Raw genomic sequence first — 21,025 nt, forward strand, 5'->3', positions numbered from 1 at the left:
AGCAAGTGACCACGCTTCTGCGTTGATGCTAGCGGCGAGCCACGCTGGCGCTCGCCGCCGTGACATTCCAGCCGCGCAGCTTGAGCAGCACTGCCTCGGCTGCATTATTGGCGGGTATGTCGATGGTGACGGTGCGCTGCTCGCCCGGCAGCAGCGAGATGTAGTTATCGCTGTAGAACGCCGGCAATACCTCGGCGCCATCGTGCGTACGCAGGGTGACGAGCTTGGTGTTGAGCGCGGCCACGGTGCTGGTGTTGTGGAGCAGCACTTCAAGCCGTCGTGTGCCGGGCGCGTCACTGTGCGGCAGGTCGCGTGCGGTGAGCGTGACGCGTGCAGGAGCAAGCGCGTCGAGCGCACGATACCCCTGGTCGGAGGCGGCGCGCCAGTACAGGTTCTCCGAGAGCAGCTTACCGTCGGACGCATGCAACGCGAGGTGTACCAGTACGGTGGTGTCGCCGAGCAGGGGAGCGAGATCGAGGTGGAATGCCTGGGTGGCATCGTCGCTTGCCGCATTGATCGCTGCGGTGTGGTGAAGCAGGAGCTTGCCGTCAAGCGCGTACACGTCGGCATCCACACGGGCCTGCTGCAGCGGCTGCTGCGTGGTGTCGATGATCTGCACATCATTGGTGGCGAGATCGAGCTGCACGTGGAGCGGCTCGCAGGCTTTGCGGGTCGCGTAGTACGAAGCCTGCGCGTCGTAGTCAGAGCTGAGAATGCCCCACAACATGCTCGGCCACGAGGGCTGCGTCATCCACAGAAGGCGGCCGGTATTGGGCTGCCAGAGATGCGCGTTGAAGCCTTCGAAGATGGCGCGGTAGTCGACGTAGTTCATCATCTGCGCCTGCGACTCGTACTGCTCAAGGCTGGTAGCCATGCCGAACTGCGCCTGCATGTGCTGGTTCATCCGGTCATTCGGGTGCCAGTTGTGATACGCCCAGTCATCGCTGATAGGCCAGCGGTCGGCTGCGGGAAGCCAGCGGCTGAACCACTCCAGCGTCGGCAGCGACGAGGTGCCGATCTCGACGGCAAAGCCGCGGTCGATCGTGGAGTAGTAATCGGCAGGTTCCTCGTAGGAGTACGGTCCGCTGGGTAGCAGGTTCACCTGGTTGGAGGAAGGCGAGTAGTAGCGCGTGCCGTCGAGTGTGTGCGTCAATGCGATCAGGCCCTTGTTGATGATGGGCTGCGGCACGCCCTCGTTGCGGCCGCACCACATGATGATGGACGGGTGATTGCGAAAGCGCTCGATGGTGTCTTTTGCATTGGCGAGGAAAAGCTGTGGATCTTCCGCCTCGGCGTTGGAGTCGGTGGTGACTTCCCAGAAGTCGTTCCAGACGAGCATGCCGTATTCGTCGGCGAGATCGTAGAAGTCTTCTTCAGAGTTCTGGCCCTGCCAGTTGCGGATGATGTTGAGGTTGGCATCGCGGTTGTAACGAAAGAAAGGCTCGAGACGTTCGCGGGCGACGCGCTTGCGTGAGTCATCCAGACCCCAGCTGCCGCCGCGCGCAGCGATGCGTACGCCGTTGACCTTGAGCGTGAGATAGGGGGTTGCGCGGGTATCGGCGACTGGATGGAAGGCAGGCGAGGCATCCTGCCCCGCAGTGATCGAGGCAGCCCAGCCGCCCGGTACCTGGCGCATGCCAGCGTGCGTGACGTCGACCTGCGGCATCGCATCATCGCGTCCATTGGAGGGGTCGTAGTCCACGCGCTGCAGTGCGCCCTCGTTATCAAGCAGGCTCAGCTCGTAGGAAACTTCGCGCACACCGAAGCGGAGTTTCTTGATTGCGGGTGCGGCGCTTGCGGTGGTGAAGGTGGTGGTGAGGTGATAGAGCTCGGGGCTGCCGTAGCCATTCGGCCACCAGAGACGCGGGTGATCGAGGTGCAACGCTTTGAATCCGCCCGACGCTGTGGGCGCGAGCTGAAAGGTTGCGCCGCCGGGCGGCACGGTGACCTGCCGGTGGACCTCAACACCTTCAAAGCTCGCGGAGAGCGTGCCCTCGACCCGAGACGACGAGGCGTTGCGGAGTGGAATGTTGAGCGTGATGTCTGCCTGCGTCGTGTCGGGCAGCGCCAGGTGGGTGATGACCTGCTGATCGCCGATCGAAACTGCTCCCGTTGCGACCAGGTGGACATCCTGCCACAAACCGGTGTCGCGGTCATGCATGGGCGGGTTCCAGTCCCAGCCTTCGGAGGCAAGAAAGGTGGGCCCGTCGAGTTCCATCGCGCCGCCGTTGAGCCCCGAGCCAAGCACGATGGACTGCACGTTGGGGATGCCAGGATGCGGCGGAGGCGAGATGCGAATCGCGAGCGCGTTGCTGCCATGCCGGTTGAGCAGGGTGCTTATGGAGAAGTTGCCGCGCATGAACGCGCCGGTCACCTGCCCGAGCGAATGTCCGTTCAACCAGACGTCGGCCTGGTAGTTGATCCCGTTGAGCAGAAGTGAAACGTTTTCGAATTGAGCGACAGCGTCCGCGGGGAACTCCGCGCGGTACCAGTAATCCTGACGGCTTAGTTTCTCGGGGATGTCGAGATTGTCGAGACCGTAGTCAGGATCAGGGTAGAGCCCGCGATCGATCATGGTGGTCAGCACGGTGCCGGGAACGGTGGCTGCCATCCATGTAGAGGTGTCGAAGCCCGGGGTCGAGATTGCCTCGGGAGTTGCCGATGTCCTGGGAGCTTCCGCGAGCTTCCAGCCGTTGGAAAGCGTCCAGTCTCCGGGCGTGTTGGGCACAAGGGTGGTTTGCGCAGGTGGCGGCGGGGCGGCTACCGGCTTGCTGAACGCGGCATTGCGCTTCGGCATGCTCCACGGTGGCTGCGGCGCGCGATTGCCGATGTACTGCACGGACTGCAGCGGCCACGGCTTGGAGCCTTCCTCAAACTCGATCAGGTCGGGGTCGGGCTGCTGGTGTGCGAGCACTGCGATCTCCGCGGCAGAGGCGGCAATGCGCGTGAGGGTAAACGCGGCGATGCGTCCGCCGAAATGGGCACAGGGAAGCTGCGCGCAGGTGTCAACCGGGCCGAGATGCAGCTCGGGAGCGATGGCACCGGCGCGTGGCTCGGCGTGCGCCTGCTCTGTGCCATCGACATAGAAGCGGGCGGACGCCCCGTCAAAGGTTGCCGCTAAGAAGTGCCAGCCGTGCACAGGCAATGGCGAGCGGGCGACGACCTGCTGCCCCGCGCCGAAGCGCAGGGCAGCCTTGCCATCAACCAGTGCGAAGAAGCGCGAGTCGCCGCTGAACGGGTCGCCCGCCCCGGCGATCAGCACGGACAGCGGCGAGACGGGTGAAAGCTCGACCCATGCGGAGAGCGTCCAAGAAGCGGATGGCGCGAGGATGGGATCACGCGCCGGCAGTGACTCAGTGAGTCCACGGCCGCCCACAAGAAGATGCCCGTTGTACGGGCCGTACTGGGCTAACGGTGTGAACGGCTGTTGCAGATGAAGTGCGGGAGCGCTGAGATCCTGCGGTGTCTGCGCGGCCGCGGTGTGGCATGCAAGCATCGCGAGCGAGGAGCAGAGACCCACACCACGCAGCCCCTGCAAGAGCTCACGTCTGCCACGAGTATTTTTTCCGATCACAGTGCGCCTCCGGCGTCACAGCCGTGTGCCGGGTCCTGTGCGCGAAAGCTTAGTATAGCGAGCAGAGCGGCCCGGCTGTGCGACGCGTTTGGCTCGCATGGGCACCTATCGTCGGTGTGAGCCGCTGTCGTGCTTGAGCTGGCGTGAGCGGCTGCCGGAGAGAGGACCAAAATGAGCGCCCTGGATGCGAAGGATTGTGCAATTCTGGCGCGGCTGCAAGCGAACGCGCGCATTACGTTTGCCGAGCTTGGCCGGCAGGTGGGGTTATCGACCCCGGCTGTGATCGAGCGGGTGCGCCAACTGGAAGAGGCCGAGGTGATCCTGGGCTATCACGCGCAGGTGGATCCGCTCGCCGTGGGGTTGCCGGTTGCCGCGCTGGTACGCATCACGATCGCCGGCAATCATCTGCAGCAGTTCAACGCTCTGGTGCGTACCATTCCGGAGGTGCTGGAATGTCACCGCGTGACCGGCTCCGAGTCTTACATTGTGCACGTTGCCGTGCGTGACACGCAGCACCTGGAAGAAGTCATCGACTCCATGATGCCGTATGTTTCGACCAACACATCGCTGGTGCTGGCGTCGCCGGTTGCGTGGAACAGCGTGACGCCCGCGCAGGACCTGCCGCGCCGCAAAGCCAAAGCACGCGCGGCGAAGAAGAGTTGAACTGCACGCTGTTGCTAGTGCAATTGCGAGGCGCGGCAGAACGAGCGGATGGTGGTGAGCTGCACAGCGGGTGAGAGGTAGTGGTCAAGCACCGGCTCTTCGTTGAGCAGCATGGTGCTCAGGTATTTCTTGTTGTCGTCGCAGAAGACCGTGGCGACAACCGCCGCACCGCCAAGGCGGTTCTGCACGGCAACGGCGGCGAGAAAGTTGCAGCCGGAGGAAATGCCAACGCCTAGCCCGAGTTCATTGGCAAGCCGCTGCGCCATCAGGATGGAGTCTCCGTCGGAGATGCCGAGAATCTCGTGGATGCGCGTGAGATCCATGATGGCCGGGATGAAGTCGTCGGAGATGCCCTGGATGCGGTGCGAGCCGATCTTGTGTCCGGTGGAAAGCGTGGGCGACTCGGCCGGTTCGACCGCGTACACCTTGATGCCCGGCTCCTGCTCCTGCAGGTACGAGCCAGTGCCCATCACGGTGCCGCCTGTGCCGACGCCCGCAACAAAGGCATCCGGTCGCAGACCGGCGGAGTGGAGCTGCTTGAGCAGCTCGGGCCCGGTGCCGAGCCGGTGCGCGCGACAGTTGGCTGCATTGGAAAACTGCTGCGGAAGAAACACATCGCTGCGGCTTGCCGCGAGCTGCTCGCAGCAGTCGATGCTGCCAAGAAAGCCGCCCTGTGCGCGAGAGATGGGTTTGATCTCAGCGCCGAAACCCTGGATCAGCTTGTGGCGTTCCTGGCTCATCCAGTCCGGCATGAAGATCGACACAGGATGCCCAAGCGCGCGGCCGAGGGCGGCGAACGAGATACCGGTATTGCCGCTTGTTGCCTCGGCGATGGTGTCGCCCTCGTGCAGGCAGCCCGAAGCATAGGCTTCACGCAGGATGTTGAGCGCCATGCGGTCTTTGATCGAGCCGGTGAAGTTGAGGTTCTCGCACTTGACGTAGATGGTACGGGGCGCGCCGTGCCACGTGTAGTCAATGGCCATGAGCGGCGTATCGCCGACCAGGTGACTGAGTGCATCGAGGCGCTCTGCCGTCTGGTGGGTAAATGCTGCTGCCCTGATCTGTGCGGCCATGGCGCGTCCTCCTGCTTCCGTTCTGCCTGCCTTTACTGTAGGCAGTTGGGCTGAAGAAAAGAAGAGGATGCGTAAGGTAGAACCGACGCCCCGCCGTAGATCGTCAAGAAACAATGGCGTTTTGCTTTACGACACAAAACGCCTGCCTGGACAAGGTTGCAATGCAAGCATGGTTCCGGGAAAGGTACGGATTAGTGCGCCCGCACGGGCACGCGGTCCGACGCTGGCGCCGCGGCGTCCGAAGGCAGTTGATAGAAATGCCGGGCGAGCTCACCGAAGCTTTGGACCTGCCGCTCTTCCCACGCTGCATCCAAGCCAAGCTCCTGGGCCATGATGGAGGCAACGGCAGCCGCGGAGCGAACGGCAGCCTGGGCGTCAAGCATCAGGGCGCGGGTCCTGCGCGAGAGCACATCTTCGACGGTACGCGCCATCTCCTCGTGCACCGCGAACACGACCTCTGCCTGCACAAAGGGCAGGGCAGCGTCGAGAGGTTGCGCAAGCCCGGGGTTTGCAACGATCAGCGTCGCGATCCTGCCGACGTCAGTACCATAGCGGCTCAGATGCGTCCTCGGCCCCTGGGCCAAGGCAGCACCATGCAGCCGTGTTTTCCTGGTGACGCATGGCTTCGCGGGCAGCATTTTCTTGCCGATGGCGAAATCGAGCGTGTCCTCCGCCATGCGGCGATACGTGGTCCACTTACCACCGGCGACTGTGATGAGCCCACTTGCGGAAGCATCGATGTGGTGTTCACGCGACAGCTTGGACGTGGTCGCCTCCTTGCCCGTGACCAGAGGACGCAGCCCGGAGAAGACCGACCGAATGTCCGTCCTGGTGAGCGGGCGTGCGAGGTATGGATTGATGTGCTCGAGCAGGTAGGTGACTTCGGACTCCTGGTGGCCCGGCTCCATCTCGACATCCGTCACTGGCACATCCGTGGTGCCAATAACAACTTTGCCCAGCCAAGGAATGGCGAAGATGACGCGTCCGTCCGCGGTCTTGGGTACCATGATCGCGTTGTCACTGCCCAGCACGTCCGGATCCACCACGATGTGGGTTCCACGGCTGACGGACAGCAACGGCGGGATGTCGGCCTTGTCCTGCTGCCGGATGGAATCCACGAAGATACCGGTGGCGTTGATGACGACGCTGGCGGCTACCGGGAAGGTCCTGCCTGTTTCCACATCGGCAAGCTCCGCGCCGGTGACCATACCGTTTGTTTTGTGCAGCCGGAGGCAGCGTACGTAGTTGAGTACGATCGCTCCGTGATCTTCGGCAGTGCGGGCAAGCGCCAGTGCCAGGCGCGCATCGTCAAACTGGCCGTCGTGGTAAAGCACTCCACCCTTGAGCCCGTTGGTTGCAATACCGGGGATGCGCTGCCTGGCTGCGGCAGCGCCGAGGATCCGGGTGGGGCCCATGGATGACCCGCCCGAGAGCAGGTCATAGAGCTTGAGGCCGATGCCGTAGTAAGGCAGGTCTTTCCAGCTATAGGCGGGAGTGAGAAAGGGCAGGGCCTGCACAAGATGAGGCGCGTTTTCGAGCATCACCTTGCGCTCATGCAGCGCTTCGTAGACGAGGTGGATCTGCCCGCTGGCAAGGTAGCGCACGCCCCCGTGAACGAGCTTGGTGGCCCGGCTGGACGTCGCCTGGGCGAAGTCACCGGCATCGACGAGGGCCGTGCGATAGCCGCGCGTGGCGGCATCGAGGGCGATGCCCAACCCAGTGGCTCCGCCTCCAATCACCAGGACATCGAAGGAGTTGCTGGCTACCAGTGTGAGCTTTTCTGCGCGTGTCATCGGCATGGGAGTTCCTCTTGGCGGTCAACAAAAAAAGCCGCCCACAAACCCTCTAAAGAGAAGGCTGGTGGGCGGCTTTCTTTGCTCTACCGCGTTATCTCTAGAATAAGCGGCCGAAGGCGAAATAACAAGCGACTTACTGCAGCGACCAAAGATCGGGATTACCAATGGAGACGGCATCGAGTCCCTGCCGGACGAGCGAGTCCGCCTCCTGCAGGCTTCCGATGAGGCCGCCGCCGACCGTGGCCACGAGTGGATACTTTTCGCGCAGTCGCGGGAGGATGCGCGGAGCGACGGGCGCGGGCAGGAGCTCCAGTGCGTCCGGCACAAAGTTGCGCAACGAGCGCATGCTGCTGCCGACCGATTCGGAGTCGATCATAAAGGTTCGCTGGATCGCGTAGAGACCTCGGCCTGCGGCTGCGCTGAGCACGTCGGTATGGGTGGAGATCACACCGGCGCAACCACTTGCCGCAAGGTACGCAACGGCTTCGGCGTCCCGCGCGAGCCCGGCACACAGATCAAGGTTGACCATGACCTCCTTGTCAGTGGCACGAAGCTGCTGAAGATAGACGTCCAGGGTGGAAAGACCTGCTGCGAGCAGGTAGATCACGCGCGAGGGGGAAGCTGCCGCACGCGCGAGGTCGTCGGCGGCCCGCAGTGCGGGAATGATGGGAAAACTCCGCACGAGTGCTCGGAACTCTCCCGGATCATGGCGTGGCACATTGGCTATTGCTGCGCGCCTTGCTGGTTGAGGGCGAGCCATCCGTGTACATCCTTCCGCGGCGTCTGTTGCTTTCTTTATACCGCCCGGATGGCCCGGGGGCGCTGGCGGCTGTGCAAAGAGGCTGGCCTGGGAGCTCGAGCCCCGGCGAATTCGGGCAAGCCTGGTCAAGCGCTGCAACAAAGAAAAGAGCAGGGCATAAGCCCTGCTCTTTTCCTGCGATCGGTGGTGGAGGCGGTGGTTACTGGCAGGAGATGTTGACAGCCTGCGGGTTCTGGATCAGGACTGCTGTGCCGTCAGGAACCAGGTAGATATTGTTCTGAAGGCAGTCGGCGGCGGTGTCGGTGAAGCCGGGATCGGGAATGAAGACGCCGGCGGCAGCACTCAAGCCCGTCATCGAGTTACCGGAGATCTGGAAGGGGGCGGGTCCGATTGTGCTGGACTGGTCACCCACGGCGGCGATTCCGACCGAGCCCAGTCCATTCGACGAGACGATCGTGTTGTTGGTGATGGAGCCTGAATAGGCCCACAGGATCGGCAGGTCACGCGAGCCGCCGTAGAGGAAAGTATTGCCGGCCACTGTGGCGGAGGTGTAGTGCCCGAGACGCAGCACAAAGGCGGGCGAGAAGCCGAGCAGCGTGGTGAAGGTGTTGTTGCTGATCGTGGCATTGTCCTGGGACGCGAACGAGTTAAAGGACTGGTCCTGGTACGGGCCGGCGTAGTAGGGCACCATGCCGTACGCGTTGCCTACCTGCAGGACGCCATTCTGAAACACGTTGTTTGTGAACACATCATCCGTGGTCTGGTCGGACAGGAACGACGCATTGACGAAGTGGTTGCCGGTCACCGTGAAGTGAGACGACCCCTCGGTGGCATACATGCGAGCCATCAGGGACACGCCCTCGCTGCCCGGCGCTGCGTACCCGTTGATGATGTTGTTCGTCAGGGTGACATCGGTGAACTGGTCATACTCCTCGGTGGCGCCGTAGGAGGCATCGCCCACGCCGATCCCCCAGGTGGAGTTCTGGATGGTAAGGCCGCGTTTGAAGCCGCCGCCGAACGCGCCGTGGCTGCTGTTGCCTGCGACGATGACGGAGTCAATCAGCGTGTTAAACGCCATGCCTGTTCCCAGCACGGAGTTGTCGGTCTGGATCGTCATGTTCTGCAGGGAAACGTTGTGCGGGGTCACGGGCATCTTGGTGATGCCGAATGAGCTGCTGCCGTCATCCCAATACTTTTTCGAGGTAGGGTACTGAAGCGTCAAGGTGGTGCCGCTTACCGCGGTCACGGTGTTGAGCTCTGAGTAATGGCAATCCCCGCCGGCGTTGGTGCCGCTATCGACGCAGGGCTGCCCGTTGGTCGAGTAGGAGCCGGAATACAGATATACATCGTTGCCCGGGGCGAGGGTGGCTGCATCGCTTGCATTGTTCAGGACCACCTGGGTGGCGCCTTTCGCCACGGGAGCCATCTTCATCACGTTCAACACCTGCGATGGACGCCTGTATTCGCCAAGCGCCAGCACGTGGGAGACGGAGCCATGGTCAGGTGCCGAGAGCAGCACGGTCGCCGGCCCGACACCGACCAGCTGAATGTTGCCCGCGGAACCATTCGGAATCTGCAGGTAGTGGAACGCTGCGTACCAGGGATCGAACTGCAGGTTGGTGGTGAAAGCAGGGTAGAGCGAAGCGGCATCGGCGATAAAGCTGGGGCGCTCGACAAGATACGTACCTGCGTTGAACTGAACGGTTCCACCGCCCGCGGCGACCGCTGCATTGATAGCGGCCTGGATCGCAGCCGTGTCGTCATGCATGACCAGCGCGTTGGTAAACGACGTGGGGAGGGGATCGGCCGTGGTCATCGAGGTGAGCGTCATCCCCGTGATGGTGGTGAAGAAGTCTTCGTTCTTCGCAAGGCTCGGGTTGCTGGCAGGCAGCACGCTGGGCCAGCCGCCCCGCGATCCCGGGCGCTGACCGACATCCATCGAGTCGGCGGAAAAGCCGGCGACCTGGAGCAACTGGAATGGGCCGCCATCTTCGGACACGTACCAGAGAAAGCTTGGAGAGGGGCCGACGTTGGAGTTTGGCGTGCCGAGGGCGTTGAAGACCGTTGTATAGGAGAGGTCGGGCTCATTGGAGACGCAGGTGCGTGGGCTCGGTGCGCTGACGCCCTGGAGCGGGTCTACGGCGCTGACGACGTAGCAGTAGGTGTGCACGCCGGTAGCGCCTGTGCCACCCTTCACGACAATGGGCGGCGTGGTGATGGCCGCGGCCTGGGATGCAGGACCGCCCCCGATCACGATCAGGCCCTGGCCCACGCTGAAGCCGCCCGCGGCGGGCAGAACACAACCATTGAATTGCGTGGTGCCGGCGCTGCCAGAGCAGATCGTGGTGAGCGTAAGCCCCGACGCGCCGTAAGCGGCAACGTTGAAGGTGGCGGCCTGCGCAGGTGGGGAAGCGTCGAAGGCCAGGCTAAGGGTGGCAGCTAGGGAGAGCCCTGCGAACTTGGGAAATGAAACAAACATACAAACCTGCTTTCGCGAATGAAGATGAAATGTGGCTCTGCCCGGTGCAGCTTCCCCCGTCCAACAGCGCTTCGCTTCTTTGAGCGGAGCGCTGTCGTGCGCAGGCATTGATTGAAAGATCAGGACTCGCCTGCAGACCCGCGCACCCTGTGCCGGACTCCTGCGTGCTACTGAAACTTATACGCAGCCGGCTTGTGATTCAGGCTTGGAGATATGTAAGAACGGCTATCTTAAGTAACATTTACATAGGTCATGTGTTATGCAGCCTGTTCCATATGCCGCGCCGCGGCAGGGCTCGAAAGCAAGCAGGCCGTCACTTTGCGCACGCAGGGAGGCATTGCGGAGCTTTGGGTTCCAAAGCTGACGAATGTAAATACAACTTTTGAGTTAGTTAGTAGGCGGGCGATGGGTAAGTGGAACCAACTGCAACGCCTATGGTGCTGCATGCCGCAGAGCCTGCAACTTTGGTGGTACGTTTGCGACCTGCGACGAGCAGGTTTGCGAGCGCCAAGAACACGACGAACAGGGGACTGCTGTGTGCGCGCCGAGTTGTGCCGGGAGGGGAGAACACACTGCTCACATCGACAAACAACAGCAGCGGTGCGCCGGACGTCGCTTGCGGAGCGGACCTTGTCCGGCCGAGTGATTGCCGTATCGCGGCTGCCTGCCAGGGAGGCGGCTTTGCGCGCCCACGACGGGAAAAGCGGTGGGCAATTGCTCGAGGCTCTAGAGTGACAGAATGGACCTTGATTTTGAGAGCTCGACGCTGGCGGACTTCTACCTTGCCTATCGCAGCATGTTGCGCGCTGCCGGGGACGCCCCGCTGGGAGGCCGGCTTGTGCTGCTGTCGCACCCGGGACAGCGAAGGAGTGCCGCGGCCGCTGCGGCCGCTGCCGCGCGCATCGCCGGTGCGGCCTGCCTGCTGCTGATTGCGGATGAGCGGCAGGCCAAGGAGGTGGTGCGTGCCGGGTACTGTGACTACCTGGTCACCAGCCTGGATGAAGCTGTGCGGATTCTGAAGAATGAAGTACGGCGGCAGGCGGCGACCGCGGTGTGTCTGCTGGGTGAGCCGTCGCACTCGCTCGCCCTTTGCGTCGGGCGTGGAATCCAGCCGGATCTCTTGGACCTCGTATCTCTTGCAAGCCATGCTGATGGGGCTTGCGGAGAGCTAGTGGCCCGGGGTGCGCGCCCGATTGCCTGGGAGTCGTCCTGGAACGTCGAGGAGCAGGCTGTGGCCTGGAACGTGCCACACGGGCCGCTCGCGCTGCTGGCACTGGTGGATGCGCTGGCCAGGCGGGCAGTCGAGGAACAGGCGCGAGGGGCAGAGCGGCTGCGCTGGCTCACACAGGCTCCGGCAACACTCGGGCGCGGCTGGCAGCGCGAGCGGTTGCTGCCGATGCGGCCGGTGGAAGTGAGCCGTTTTGTAGCGTTGGCGCGGGACCAGGCATCCCTGGCCGAAGAGGGTGGACTGCAGGTCCTGGTGGATGGGGTAGAGATCCTGCTGCAGGCATGAGCAGGGTACTGCATCCCTGCGGGGGGCGCTGCGAGACGACCGGTGTTACGCTTGGCGGTCTCGCCAGCTATCCGCCGCGGCAAAGATCGTGCTCCACAACTCTTTGAGACCAGCGCCGGTCTTGGACGAGCACATGAGCAGTGGCTCCTCTTCGGGCGTGCCGAGCCCCAGGCCTTTTCGCAGGGCCTGCAGCGCCTTGGTCCGGCCATTGCCCGACAACCGATCCGACTTGGTGCCGATCAGCAGGAAGGGGCGTCCGGCATCCCGCAGGAACTCAAGCAGTACGGCGTCGCTCTCCTGCGCAGGAATGTTGGCGTCGACCAGACACAGACACAGGGCGAGCGTGGGGCGCTCGCGCAGGTAGGGGTCGATAAAGCTGGGCCACTCCGCGGAGATGGAGCGGGAGATCTTGGCGTAGCCGTAGCCAGGCAGATCGGCGAAGTACACCCGCGGCGCCTGCTCTGCGCGTTCACTGATCGCGAAGAAGTTGATCGAGCGGGTGCGGCCCGGCGTTGAGGAAACGTGCGCCTGCTTGGAGCCGATCAGCGCGTTCAGGAGGCTGGACTTGCCTACGTTGGAACGTCCGAGAAACGCGATCTCAGGTGGCCCTGCTTTGGGAAAGTGGTCGGGGGACATGGCGGAAAGCAGAAAGCGTGGGAAGGCTGGCATCGAGGTTCAAGTATAGCGACTGGTGCATCCAGGGCCGCGCGGCTGCCTGCCTGCGCTCGATGAAAGTCGGGGTTGGTGCGTAGTTGTGGGCAGCAAACGAAGAAGGCAGCCCTCGCGGGCTGCCTTGGTTCGCAGAACGCACCTTGTGACTACTGATGCGCCCTGGGTTGCGGGGTCACGGGGGTGACGTCGAGCAGTACTTCCGGCGTTTCTTCCTTGAGTTCCGGCAGAGGGCCTTCGAGTGCGATGCCCAGTACTTCATCCATCGACTCGACGAAATGAAGCTTCATCGTGGTTTTCAGCAGCTCGGGAAGGTCAGCAGCATCCTTCTCGTTCTCCTTGGGCATGATGGCTTCAAAGACGCCTGCGCGGTGAGCCGCAAGCAGCTTTTCCTTGAGGCCGCCGATTGGCAGGACCTTGCCGCGGAGCGTGACTTCGCCGGTCATGGCGATGTCGCGACGCACGGGGATTTTGGTGAGTGCGCTGGCCAGCCCGGTCGCCATGGTGATGCCGGCAGAAGGACCGTCCTTGGGGATGGCGCCTTCGGGCACGTGGAGGTGGATGTCGATGTTGCGATAGAAGTCGCGCGGCAGGCCGAGGTGCGCCGAGCGCGAGCGGATGTAGGAGAGAGCCGCCTGCGCGGACTCCTGCATCACGTCGCCGAGCTGACCGGTGAGGGTGAGCTTGCCCTTGCCGTCGAGTACCTGTACCTCGGTCTGCAGGATGGAGCCCCCGACCTCGGTCCAGGCAAGGCCAGTGACCAGGCCGACTTCGCTCTTCTCGTGGACCTGCGAGTCGCGGAACTTGGCGACACCCAGGAACTCGTGCACCGACTCGCCAGTGATGGCTTCCTTGTGCTTGGGACCGTTCTTGACGACGCGCCGCGCTACCTTGCGGCAGACGTTGCCGATCTCGCGTTCCAGGTTGCGGACGCCGGCTTCGCGCGTGTAGGAGCGGATGATCTCCTTGAGCGCTCCGTCATCGAAGGTGATGTTGGCATCGGTCAGGCCGGTGTTCTCGAGACCCTTCTTGACCAGGTACTGGCGGGCAATCTCGAGCTTTTCGACCTCGGTGTAACCGTGGAGGCGCAGCACTTCCATGCGGTCCTGCAGCGGGCCCGGGATGGTGTGCAGCACGTTCGCGGTGGCGACGAACAGGACCTGCGAAAGGTCGTACTCGACGTCGAGATAGTGATCCTGGAAGCTGGTGTTCTGCTCCGGATCGAGCACCTCGAGCAGGGCAGAGGACGGATCGCCGCGGAAGTCCGAGGCCATCTTGTCGACTTCGTCCAGCAGGAAGACGGGGTTCTTGGTGCCGGCCTTCTTCATGGACTGGATGATCTGGCCCGGGAGTGCACCGATATAGGTCCGGCGGTGGCCGCGAATCTCGGCTTCATCCCGCACTCCGCCAACCGACATGCGCACGAACTTGCGGCCGGTCGCCTTGGCGATCGACATGCCGAGCGAGGTCTTGCCCACACCGGGAGGTCCGACGAAGCAGAGGATCGAGCCCTTGGGGTTCTTGACGAGCTGGCGCACGGCGAGGAACTCGAGGATGCGGTCCTTGATCTTCTCGAGGCCGTAGTGGTCCTCGTTCAGAACCTTTTCCGCGTGCTCGATGGACCGGGTTTCCTTGGACTTCTTCTTCCACGGCACGGCGAGAAGCCAGTCGAGGTAGTTGCGGGAGACCGTGGATTCGGCGGACATCGGCGGCATGGCCTCGAGCTTCTTGAGCTCCTGAATGGCCTTGTCGAAGACTTCCTTGGGCATGCCGGCAACTTCAATCTTCTTCTTGAGCTCGTCCCATTCGCTCTTTTCGCCGCGGCCCAGTTCCTTCTGGATAGCCTTGATCTTTTCGTTGAGGTAGTACTCTTTCTGCGCACGCTCCATCTGCCGCTTCACGCGCGACTGGATGGACCGTTCCATGTTGAGCTTTTCGATCTCGACGTCGAGCACACCCGCGATGCGCGTGAGGCGATCGACCGGGTCGAAAACGTCCAGAATCTCCTGCTTCTCGGCGATCTCAAGCTGCAGGTTGGCGGCGATGGTATCGGCCAGCTTGGCCGGCTCATCGACGCGCAGGGCAGCCATGGTGGACTCAAGATTTAGCGACTGCTGGAGCTTCACGTACTGCTCGAAAAGCGTCGTCACTTTTTGCGCGAGCTGCTCAATCTGCGGGGTCAGCTCAAGCTGCTGCTTGCCAGTGCGCACGGTGGCGACAAAGAAGCCATCGCTGTCGGTCATCTCAACGGCCTGGCCGCGTTCTAGGCCTTCCACGAGGACCTTGATGTTGCCATCCGGCATTTTGACGCTCTGCACGATGTTGCCGATGGTGCCGACCATGTAAATGTCGTTGGCGGTGGGCTCGTCTACCCGCGCGTCATGCTGCGTCGCCAGAAAGATCTTGCGATCACCGGTGAGCGCCTCTTCGAGGGCGCGCACGCTCGACTCACGACCCACTACAAACGGGGTCATCATGTGAGGAAAGATCACCATGTCCCGGATGGGCATCATGGGCAGTTTGCGAAGGTCGCCCTTGTTTGCTTTGGATTCGCTCATTCTGTCCTCTTCATGCGTTAGACGTCCATGCGGCGATTCGGATGCGCCATTCCGCTGCGGGCGGCCCCGGCGGTGTTGATTCGATTGTAACGCCGGCCCTGCCGTGGCCTTGACGTGGCCCCCTGATCGGCGTCACGAGGGTACCGACACAAAAGCCCGCGAAGACTCGCGGGCTCTGGTGTGACTGTGATACGGGATCAGCCGGCCTTCTCAAGCAGCGAGAAGGACAAATCACGCTTCTTGACCATCTCTGCCGTGATTTCCAGTTCCTTGATCTTCTTGTTGCCCGGAAGGTGGTACATGAGATCAAGCATGAGCTCTTCCAGAATCATGCGCAGGCCTCGTGCGCCCACCTTGCGCTGCAAAGCTTCCTGGGCGACGGCACGGGCTGCCTCTTCGGTGAAGCGCAGGTGCACGCCCTCGAACTCGAACAGCTTCTGGTATTGCTTCAGAATGGCGTTGCGGGGCTTGGTCAGGATCTCGACCAAAGCGACCTCGTCCAGTTCGTCGAGGATGCCCATCACAGGCAGACGACCGACAAACTCCGGAATCAGGCCGAACTTGATCAGATCCTGGGGCTCCGCCTGGCGCAGCAATTCGGTATCGCGCTGCTGGCGCACATCGACCAGACCCTCTGCCTGCTGCTTCTCGGTCAGCGCCTTGAAGCCGAGCGCCTTTTTGCCGACCCGGCGACCCACGACCCGCTCGAGGCCCACGAATGCGCCACCGCAGATGAAGAGGATGTTGGTCGTGTCGACCGGGGTGAACTCCTGGTGCGGATGCTTGCGGCCACCCTGCGGAGGAACATTCGCCACGGTACCTTCCAGAATCTTGAGCAGGGCCTGCTGTACGCCTTCACCCGAGACATCGCGGGTAATGGAAGGGTTCTCGTCCTTGCGGCCGATCTTGTCGATCTCGTCGATGTAGATGATGCCGCTCTGGGCGCGGGCCACGTCGCCATCGGCTGCCTGCAGCAGCTTCAGGATGATGTTCTCCACGTCTTCGCCGACATAGCCGGCCTCGGTCAGCGTGGTCGCGTCGACGATGGCGAAGGGCACATCGAGCATCTTTGCCAGGGTGTGGGCCAGCAGAGTCTTGCCCGAGCCGGTCGGGCCGACCAGCAGGATGTTGGACTTGGCCAGTTCGACGTCATTGCCACGAACCCGGTTCATCTGGATGCGCTTGTAGTGGTTGTACACGGCCACGGCGAGCTTCTTCTTGGTCTGGTCCTGGCCGATGACGTACTCATCGAGGAATGCCTTGACCTCGAGGGGCTTGGGCAGATGCGCAGGCGGTGCGCCCGCGGGAGTTTCGCTGCGGTCGTCCTCAAGAATGGAGTTGCAGACCGCCACGCACTCGTCGCAGATGTAGGCGCGCGGATAGTCGCTCGGAGAAGAGATGAGCTTGGCCACCGCGTCCTGCGATTTATGGCAGAACGAACAGCGGAGTGTGTCGTCTGATCCGGTGCGCGTTTTCATGTGTTGCTCCTGATGTGCAGCAGGGTCCCTTGCGGGACCCTCGTTCGTGTAGACCTCTTAGGTGCGTGGCCGATCGATGATCTCGTCGATGATGCCGTATTCCTTGGCCTGGGGCGCGTTCATGATGAAGTCGCGCTCCACATCCCGCTCAATTCTATCGAGGGACTGGCCGGTGTGCTTAGACATCAACCCGTTGGTAATCTCGCGGATACGCAGGATTTCGCGGGCGTGGATGTCGATATCGGTGGCCTGGCCGCTCAGCCCGCCCATGGACGGCTGGTGGATCAGGATGCGCGAGTTGGGAAGCGCAAAGCGCTTGCCCTTGGTGCCAGCCTGCAGCAGGAAAGCGCCCATGCTGGCAGCCTGCCCGATGCAGTAGGTCACCACGTCGTTCTTGATGAACTGCATGGTGTCGTAGATAGCGAGACCAGCCGTGATGGAGCCGCCCGGCGAGTTGATGTAGAGCTGGATGTCCTTCTCTGGGTCTTCCCCGGAAAGGAAAAGCATCTGCGCGATGATGAGGTTTGCGATCTGGTCATCGATAGGAGTGCCGAGGAAGATGATGTTGTCGCGAAGCAGACGGGAATAGATGTCGTAGGCGCGTTCGCCCCGGCTCGTCTGCTCAACCACCATAGGTACCAGTGCCATATCCTGCCTTATCTTTCCGAGCGTCTTGCGGGTTCTTGTTGAAGCGGGGCGGGCTAAGCCCGCCCCGCTACCTGTCTGCTGTTACCAGTGTATCGACTTTGGTGCCCTGACCTCCGCGAACGGAGGCCGGGAACCAGGATCAGCCCTGGGCGCCGGCACGCTCGTACAGCAAAGCGCCGGTCTTTTCGCGCCGGATCTGCTCGCGGATCTTCTGCACCGAGCCGTCCTTGGTGAGGCGGTCGCGGAGGGTTTCGAGAGGCTCCTGCATCTGCACCGACAGCATCTCGAGTTCGCGGTCCAGCTCAGAATCGCTCACTTCCACGTTCTCAAGCTGGGCAATCTTGTCGAGCAGCAGCGTACCCTGCACTTCGCCGATGGCTGCGTCGCGCTGTGCGGCGCGCAGGCGGGGGAAGTCGAGGTTGCGCATCTGCTCCTGCGGCATGCCCTGCTGGGCCAAAGCGCGGAGGCCCCGGTCGAGACGCGCGTCAATCTGCGCCTGGACGAGGCTTTCCGGGATGGCGAACTGGTACTTCTCAGCCAGCGCTTCCAGCATCTTGTCCTTGGTCGTGGCCTCGGCCTGGCGCTTCTTGTCGCCCGCAAGGTGCTCGCGCAGCTTGGCGCGGAAATCGTCCATGGTGTCGTACTCGCCGAGGGTTTTGGCGAACTCGTCGTTCATTTCAGGCGAGTTGCGATGCTTGATGCCCTTGACCGCGACATCGTAGGCGATGGTCTTGTTGGCAAGGCGTGGCTCGCCGAAGTCAGAGGGATAGGTGACTTCGAACTTGAGCTCCTGGCCGACCTTGGCGCCGCGAAGCGCGTCATTGAAGGCGGGCAGCGTGTTCTTGCCACCGATCTCCAACTGCACGTCTTCGGCAGCAATGGGCTCGTCGATGGCCGGGGCGTTGTCGCCCTCGCCGCCGGTTACCTCACCCTTGAAGGTGATGGAGGCGAAGTCGCCGTCGCGCAGTTCGCGTTCCTCGGTGACAGGCTCCATGGTGGAGCGGGAGTCGCGGACACGGTCCATCTCGGCGTCAAACTCTTCGTCGGTCAACTCGCCGGCTTCACGCTCTACCTTGATGTCCTGGTAGCCGCTGAGGTCGATCTCCGGCATGACTTCAAACAGGGCCTTGAAGCGCAAGGGTTGGCCGTCCTCAAGCACCAACTCGGTGACCTGAGGCTGCGAGATCGGCTGCACGCCCTTGGCCTCGATGGCGGCGCGGAAGTGCTGGGGCAGAAGCTGCTCCACCACATCCTGGCGGATCTGCTCGTCAAAGCGCGAGCGGATCAGCGAAGGAGGTACCTTGCCGTTGCGGAAACCGGGAATACGCGCCTGGCGCGTGTAGTTCTTGATGATCCGACGGAACGCTGCCGAGACTTCATCCGCGGGGATTTCGACCTCAACGTCCCGCGTGACCTCCGGGTTCAGCGCTGGCGCTGCTTCGGCCTGAGCATGGTGGTGCGCGTGGTCATGCTCATGATCGTGAGCGGCGGCCAGAATGGCAGTCTCCTCCGGGGTATCCAGAGGGGTGCTTGCGGGGGTGCTTGTGAGGGTGTCTGCTGAGCTCAACGTGTGCCTTCCGATGTGCTCGTCCCGCGGGGACTGCTGAATCGCTTCGCGCGTGGCGCGGAAGCAGTCGCGTATCAGGGACGGCTTGTAGTGTCTATGCTACGGAGCTTTCGAGGGTGGGTCAAACCGCCGTAACAGACGGGGTGAGGGTTCACTGCTGATACCCCGGGGAGGGTCCCAGAAGTCGTCGAAACGGTGGTTTGGAGCAGTGCATGCCGGGCTCGCGTATCGCGATGACCCGGCACGCAGGTGAGCTTCCAGGAGCGGGGCAGGGGAGGTCGCGTTTACTGGGCGCGGGCAGGACCGTCCGGGGCGGGCGGTGGGACAAACAGCTTGAGGCGCACCTGCCAGGTCACGCTCTGCCCCGGCTGCAGTGTCACCATGCCCGTGTCGGCGCCGTGCCACTCGGCGCCGAAGGGATCGCCGAAGTTGAACTGTTCTTCCACCGCGACGAAGTTTTTAGCAGGCGGCGCATACACCTGGACAGTCTTGATCTCGGGCGACAGGCCCTGGATCGAAAGGCCGTACCCGGCCGCGGGATCAATCAGTTGCACCTCGACCGCGCCGTTAGTACGGGTCAGGGTAGAGAAGTTGTCGTCCAGGAACTGCTGACCCAGCGGCTTGCCACCCGGCGCGTTGAAGTCGTACGGGGTGCCGGCAACCGGCTTCAACTCCCCGGTGGGGAACACATCGTCATAGTTATTGACGGCGGCGAGCTTGGCCCCCGGAACGTGCAGCCGGGCCTGCGCCCGGTTGCCGCTGGGAATGGCGAAGTATGGGTGCCAGCCGATGGCCATGGGTTCGGCCACACTGCCGACGTTCTTGGCCGTGATCGTTGCCGTCACTGCATCCGCGGCAAGGTCAATAGCGAACTTCAGATCTGTCTGCGAGACCCAGCGGCCACCGAAATCGCCGGCATGGAGGAAGCCTGTCACCCTTTGGCCGTCGGCGGTGGTGGTCTTCTGGATATCGCCTATTTTGCTCGCGAGGATCAGGCCATGGATCGAATGCTTCTGTGCGCCCGGCTTCTTGCCCGCGAAGTCTGCCGGGAGCGTGAGGGTGTGCCCCTGCCAGCTGGTGGTGATGTTGTTTCCGTCGGCCGACAGCTTGCCGAGGATGCGGTTGGGGTAGGGAACCAGGAACCCGCCGCCAAAGGAGGTGCTGGCTGTGCCACCCGGGTCGCCCGGGCCTCCATTGAGCTTGCCTGCCGCCTCCTGCACGCTGGGTGAGGCCATCAACGGAACCTCGCCCCTGCCGGGCAGGTTGGCGGTGATCTGGAAAGTATTGAAGCCGCGGCCGGGAAAGATGGTCACCGAGGTGAACTGCGGCGTGGAGGTGTCGGCGGTGCCGGGGGTATCGCGGTGCAGCATAACCACGTCTTCTCCACCGACCTGCAGGGACGAGTCTGTCAGCAGGGGCTTGTCACTGCTGGGCGCAGCAGCGGGCGCATGGCTGCGGCACCCGGCGATTGGCAGCAGCATGGTGGCGAGCAGGGCCAGGGCGACCTTGTGGGCAGAGCTGTGGTCTCGTGTGGGCAAAGAGGTGGTCCTTCGCGGAGCAGAATGGGAGCGCAGACCGCTTGCTGGTACTGCATGCTTCACAGCAGGCGATCGGGCAGCGTGCCAATTCTACGACGAACCGGGTGCAGCCTGGCAAACCGCCGCGCTGCTTTCGCGGGCAGCCCGAGGGAAGCGTCGCGGGCTTGCCTGGGGCCAAGCGGATGGCGGGCTTGCGCGCGGGATTAAGGAAGGCATACGCCCGGGCTTTGTGGCTTCGGCCGGAACACATTGCGGTCCGCTGCGCAGGGCAAGGTGTTCCGGCTTGCGGCTATGGCCCGGGCGAATCGCTGCCCTGGGGGAGGACACCTGAAAGACGCAGCAATACGGCGAGAGGACGCAGTGCCTGTATTTTTTTCTACTTTCTTTCAGTCCGCTCGCAGTGCCCGGACAGTGAGCGTTCTAGAAAACGTTCAGCAACAGGAGAAGAACGACCAGAAGGAGCAGGGTTCCAATGCCCCCGGCCCCGTAGTAGCCCCAGTTGCGGCTGTAAGGCCACGCCGGCAGAGCCCCGACGAGCATGAGCAGCAAGACGACGATCAGAACATCCACGAGCATAGGCATCTCCTAGGAAAGATGGGAAGCGACGGTAATCATCGTCCTGCCTGACCACAGTCAGGATCTCCTCCACGGATGCGGAGCGGGCGAAGACGGCTGCTCGGGCGCAGGCACAACGTGCGCGCAGTTGCCT

14 protein-coding genes are annotated in these 21,025 nt (G+C 62.8%); 2 read left to right on the forward strand and 12 right to left on the reverse strand.

All coding sequences use genetic code 11. The annotated features are described in order from the left end of the window. Positions 1 to 28: 28 nt before the first annotated feature. Positions 29 to 3,574 carry a LamG-like jellyroll fold domain-containing protein gene (locus D1Y84_RS12630; RefSeq protein WP_233581384.1) on the reverse strand — a complete coding sequence of 1,182 codons (3,546 nt, stop codon included), beginning with the start codon at positions 3,572 to 3,574 and terminating at the stop codon, positions 29 to 31. 171 nt (positions 3,575 to 3,745) lie between these two features. On the opposite strand from D1Y84_RS12630, the gene D1Y84_RS12635 reads away from it, so the two are divergent. Then, the gene (locus tag D1Y84_RS12635; protein WP_124849018.1) at positions 3,746 to 4,237 is read left to right on the forward strand and encodes an Lrp/AsnC family transcriptional regulator; all 492 of its coding nucleotides are present in this window, start codon (positions 3,746 to 3,748) and stop codon (positions 4,235 to 4,237) included. A 14-nt stretch (positions 4,238 to 4,251) separates the two neighbouring features. On the opposite strand, the gene D1Y84_RS12640 is transcribed toward D1Y84_RS12635, so the two are convergent. The 4 genes from D1Y84_RS12640 to D1Y84_RS12655 all read right to left on the reverse strand — a co-directional run bounded on the left by D1Y84_RS12640 (position 4,252) and on the right by D1Y84_RS12655 (position 10,345). Beyond that, positions 4,252 to 5,310 (reverse strand): PLP-dependent cysteine synthase family protein, encoded by a 1,059-nt coding sequence (locus D1Y84_RS12640; protein WP_124849019.1) that lies wholly within the window; start codon positions 5,308 to 5,310, stop codon positions 4,252 to 4,254. A gap of 191 nt (positions 5,311 to 5,501) precedes the next feature. Next, positions 5,502 to 7,109, reverse strand: coding sequence for a glycerol-3-phosphate dehydrogenase/oxidase (locus tag D1Y84_RS12645; RefSeq protein ID WP_199726405.1), 1,608 nt, complete (start codon positions 7,107 to 7,109; stop codon positions 5,502 to 5,504). 130 nt (positions 7,110 to 7,239) lie between these two features. Continuing rightward, a complete protein-coding gene (locus tag D1Y84_RS12650; protein ID WP_158615455.1) occupies positions 7,240 to 7,788 on the reverse strand; it encodes a glycerol-3-phosphate responsive antiterminator in 549 nt (182 codons plus the stop codon). Positions 7,789 to 8,065: 277 nt separating this feature from the next. Next, positions 8,066 to 10,345: a hypothetical protein gene (locus D1Y84_RS12655; protein ID WP_124849021.1), complete on the reverse strand. Its 2,280-nt coding sequence runs from the start codon at positions 10,343 to 10,345 to the stop codon at positions 8,066 to 8,068. 739 nt (positions 10,346 to 11,084) lie between these two features. Between D1Y84_RS12655 and D1Y84_RS12660 the strand changes: the two genes are divergently transcribed. Further along, positions 11,085 to 11,858, forward strand: coding sequence for a hypothetical protein (locus D1Y84_RS12660; protein WP_124849022.1), 774 nt, complete (start codon positions 11,085 to 11,087; stop codon positions 11,856 to 11,858). 45 nt (positions 11,859 to 11,903) lie between these two features. Here D1Y84_RS12660 and yihA read toward each other — a convergent pair whose 3' ends face one another. The 7 genes from yihA to D1Y84_RS12695 form a co-directional block, all read right to left on the reverse strand. Further along, on the reverse strand, positions 11,904 to 12,527 hold the full coding sequence (gene yihA, locus D1Y84_RS12665) for a ribosome biogenesis GTP-binding protein YihA/YsxC (protein WP_124849023.1): 624 nt from the start codon (positions 12,525 to 12,527) through the stop codon (positions 11,904 to 11,906). 149 nt (positions 12,528 to 12,676) lie between these two features. Beyond that, on the reverse strand, positions 12,677 to 15,085 hold the full coding sequence (lon, locus tag D1Y84_RS12670; protein WP_124849024.1) for an endopeptidase La: 2,409 nt from the start codon (positions 15,083 to 15,085) through the stop codon (positions 12,677 to 12,679). 197 nt (positions 15,086 to 15,282) lie between these two features. Continuing rightward, on the reverse strand, positions 15,283 to 16,563 hold the full coding sequence (gene clpX / locus D1Y84_RS12675; RefSeq protein WP_124849025.1) for an ATP-dependent Clp protease ATP-binding subunit ClpX: 1,281 nt from the start codon (positions 16,561 to 16,563) through the stop codon (positions 15,283 to 15,285). Between the two features lie 57 nt (positions 16,564 to 16,620). Next, positions 16,621 to 17,211 carry an ATP-dependent Clp endopeptidase proteolytic subunit ClpP gene (gene clpP / locus D1Y84_RS12680; RefSeq protein ID WP_124849026.1) on the reverse strand — a complete coding sequence of 197 codons (591 nt, stop codon included), beginning with the start codon at positions 17,209 to 17,211 and terminating at the stop codon, positions 16,621 to 16,623. Positions 17,212 to 17,350: 139 nt separating this feature from the next. Next, complete coding sequence (tig, locus tag D1Y84_RS12685; protein ID WP_124849027.1) at positions 17,351 to 18,778, reverse strand: trigger factor; 1,428 nt, start codon at positions 18,776 to 18,778, stop codon at positions 17,351 to 17,353. Between the two features lie 284 nt (positions 18,779 to 19,062). Further along, positions 19,063 to 20,316 carry an aldose 1-epimerase gene (locus tag D1Y84_RS12690; protein WP_233581385.1) on the reverse strand — a complete coding sequence of 418 codons (1,254 nt, stop codon included), beginning with the start codon at positions 20,314 to 20,316 and terminating at the stop codon, positions 19,063 to 19,065. Between the two features lie 420 nt (positions 20,317 to 20,736). Continuing rightward, on the reverse strand, positions 20,737 to 20,892 hold the full coding sequence (locus D1Y84_RS12695) for a DUF3309 family protein (protein WP_124849028.1): 156 nt from the start codon (positions 20,890 to 20,892) through the stop codon (positions 20,737 to 20,739). Positions 20,893 to 21,025: the final 133 nt, after the last annotated feature.

The sequence above is a fragment of the Acidipila sp. EB88 genome (genome assembly GCF_003858395.1).
Classification (GTDB): domain Bacteria; phylum Acidobacteriota; class Terriglobia; order Terriglobales; family Acidobacteriaceae; genus EB88.

Bases quoted from the DNA above. Each gene is read 5' to 3' on its own strand.
- D1Y84_RS12635 (WP_124849018.1), top strand. From the start codon at position 3,746: ATGAGCGCCCTGGATGCGAAGGATTGTGCAATTCTGGCGCGGCTGCAA.
- D1Y84_RS12640 (WP_124849019.1), bottom strand. From the start codon at position 5,310: ATGGCCGCACAGATCAGGGCAGCAGCATTTACCCACCAGACGGCAGAG.
- D1Y84_RS12645 (WP_199726405.1), bottom strand. From the start codon at position 7,109: ATGCCGATGACACGCGCAGAAAAGCTCACACTGGTAGCCAGCAACTCC.
- D1Y84_RS12655 (WP_124849021.1), bottom strand. From the start codon at position 10,345: ATGTTTGTTTCATTTCCCAAGTTCGCAGGGCTCTCCCTAGCTGCCACC.
- D1Y84_RS12660 (WP_124849022.1), top strand. From the start codon at position 11,085: ATGGACCTTGATTTTGAGAGCTCGACGCTGGCGGACTTCTACCTTGCC.
- yihA (WP_124849023.1), bottom strand. From the start codon at position 12,527: ATGCCAGCCTTCCCACGCTTTCTGCTTTCCGCCATGTCCCCCGACCAC.
- lon (WP_124849024.1), bottom strand. From the start codon at position 15,085: ATGAGCGAATCCAAAGCAAACAAGGGCGACCTTCGCAAACTGCCCATG.
- clpX (WP_124849025.1), bottom strand. From the start codon at position 16,563: ATGAAAACGCGCACCGGATCAGACGACACACTCCGCTGTTCGTTCTGC.
- clpP (WP_124849026.1), bottom strand. From the start codon at position 17,211: ATGGCACTGGTACCTATGGTGGTTGAGCAGACGAGCCGGGGCGAACGC.
- D1Y84_RS12695 (WP_124849028.1), bottom strand. From the start codon at position 20,892: ATGCTCGTGGATGTTCTGATCGTCGTCTTGCTGCTCATGCTCGTCGGG.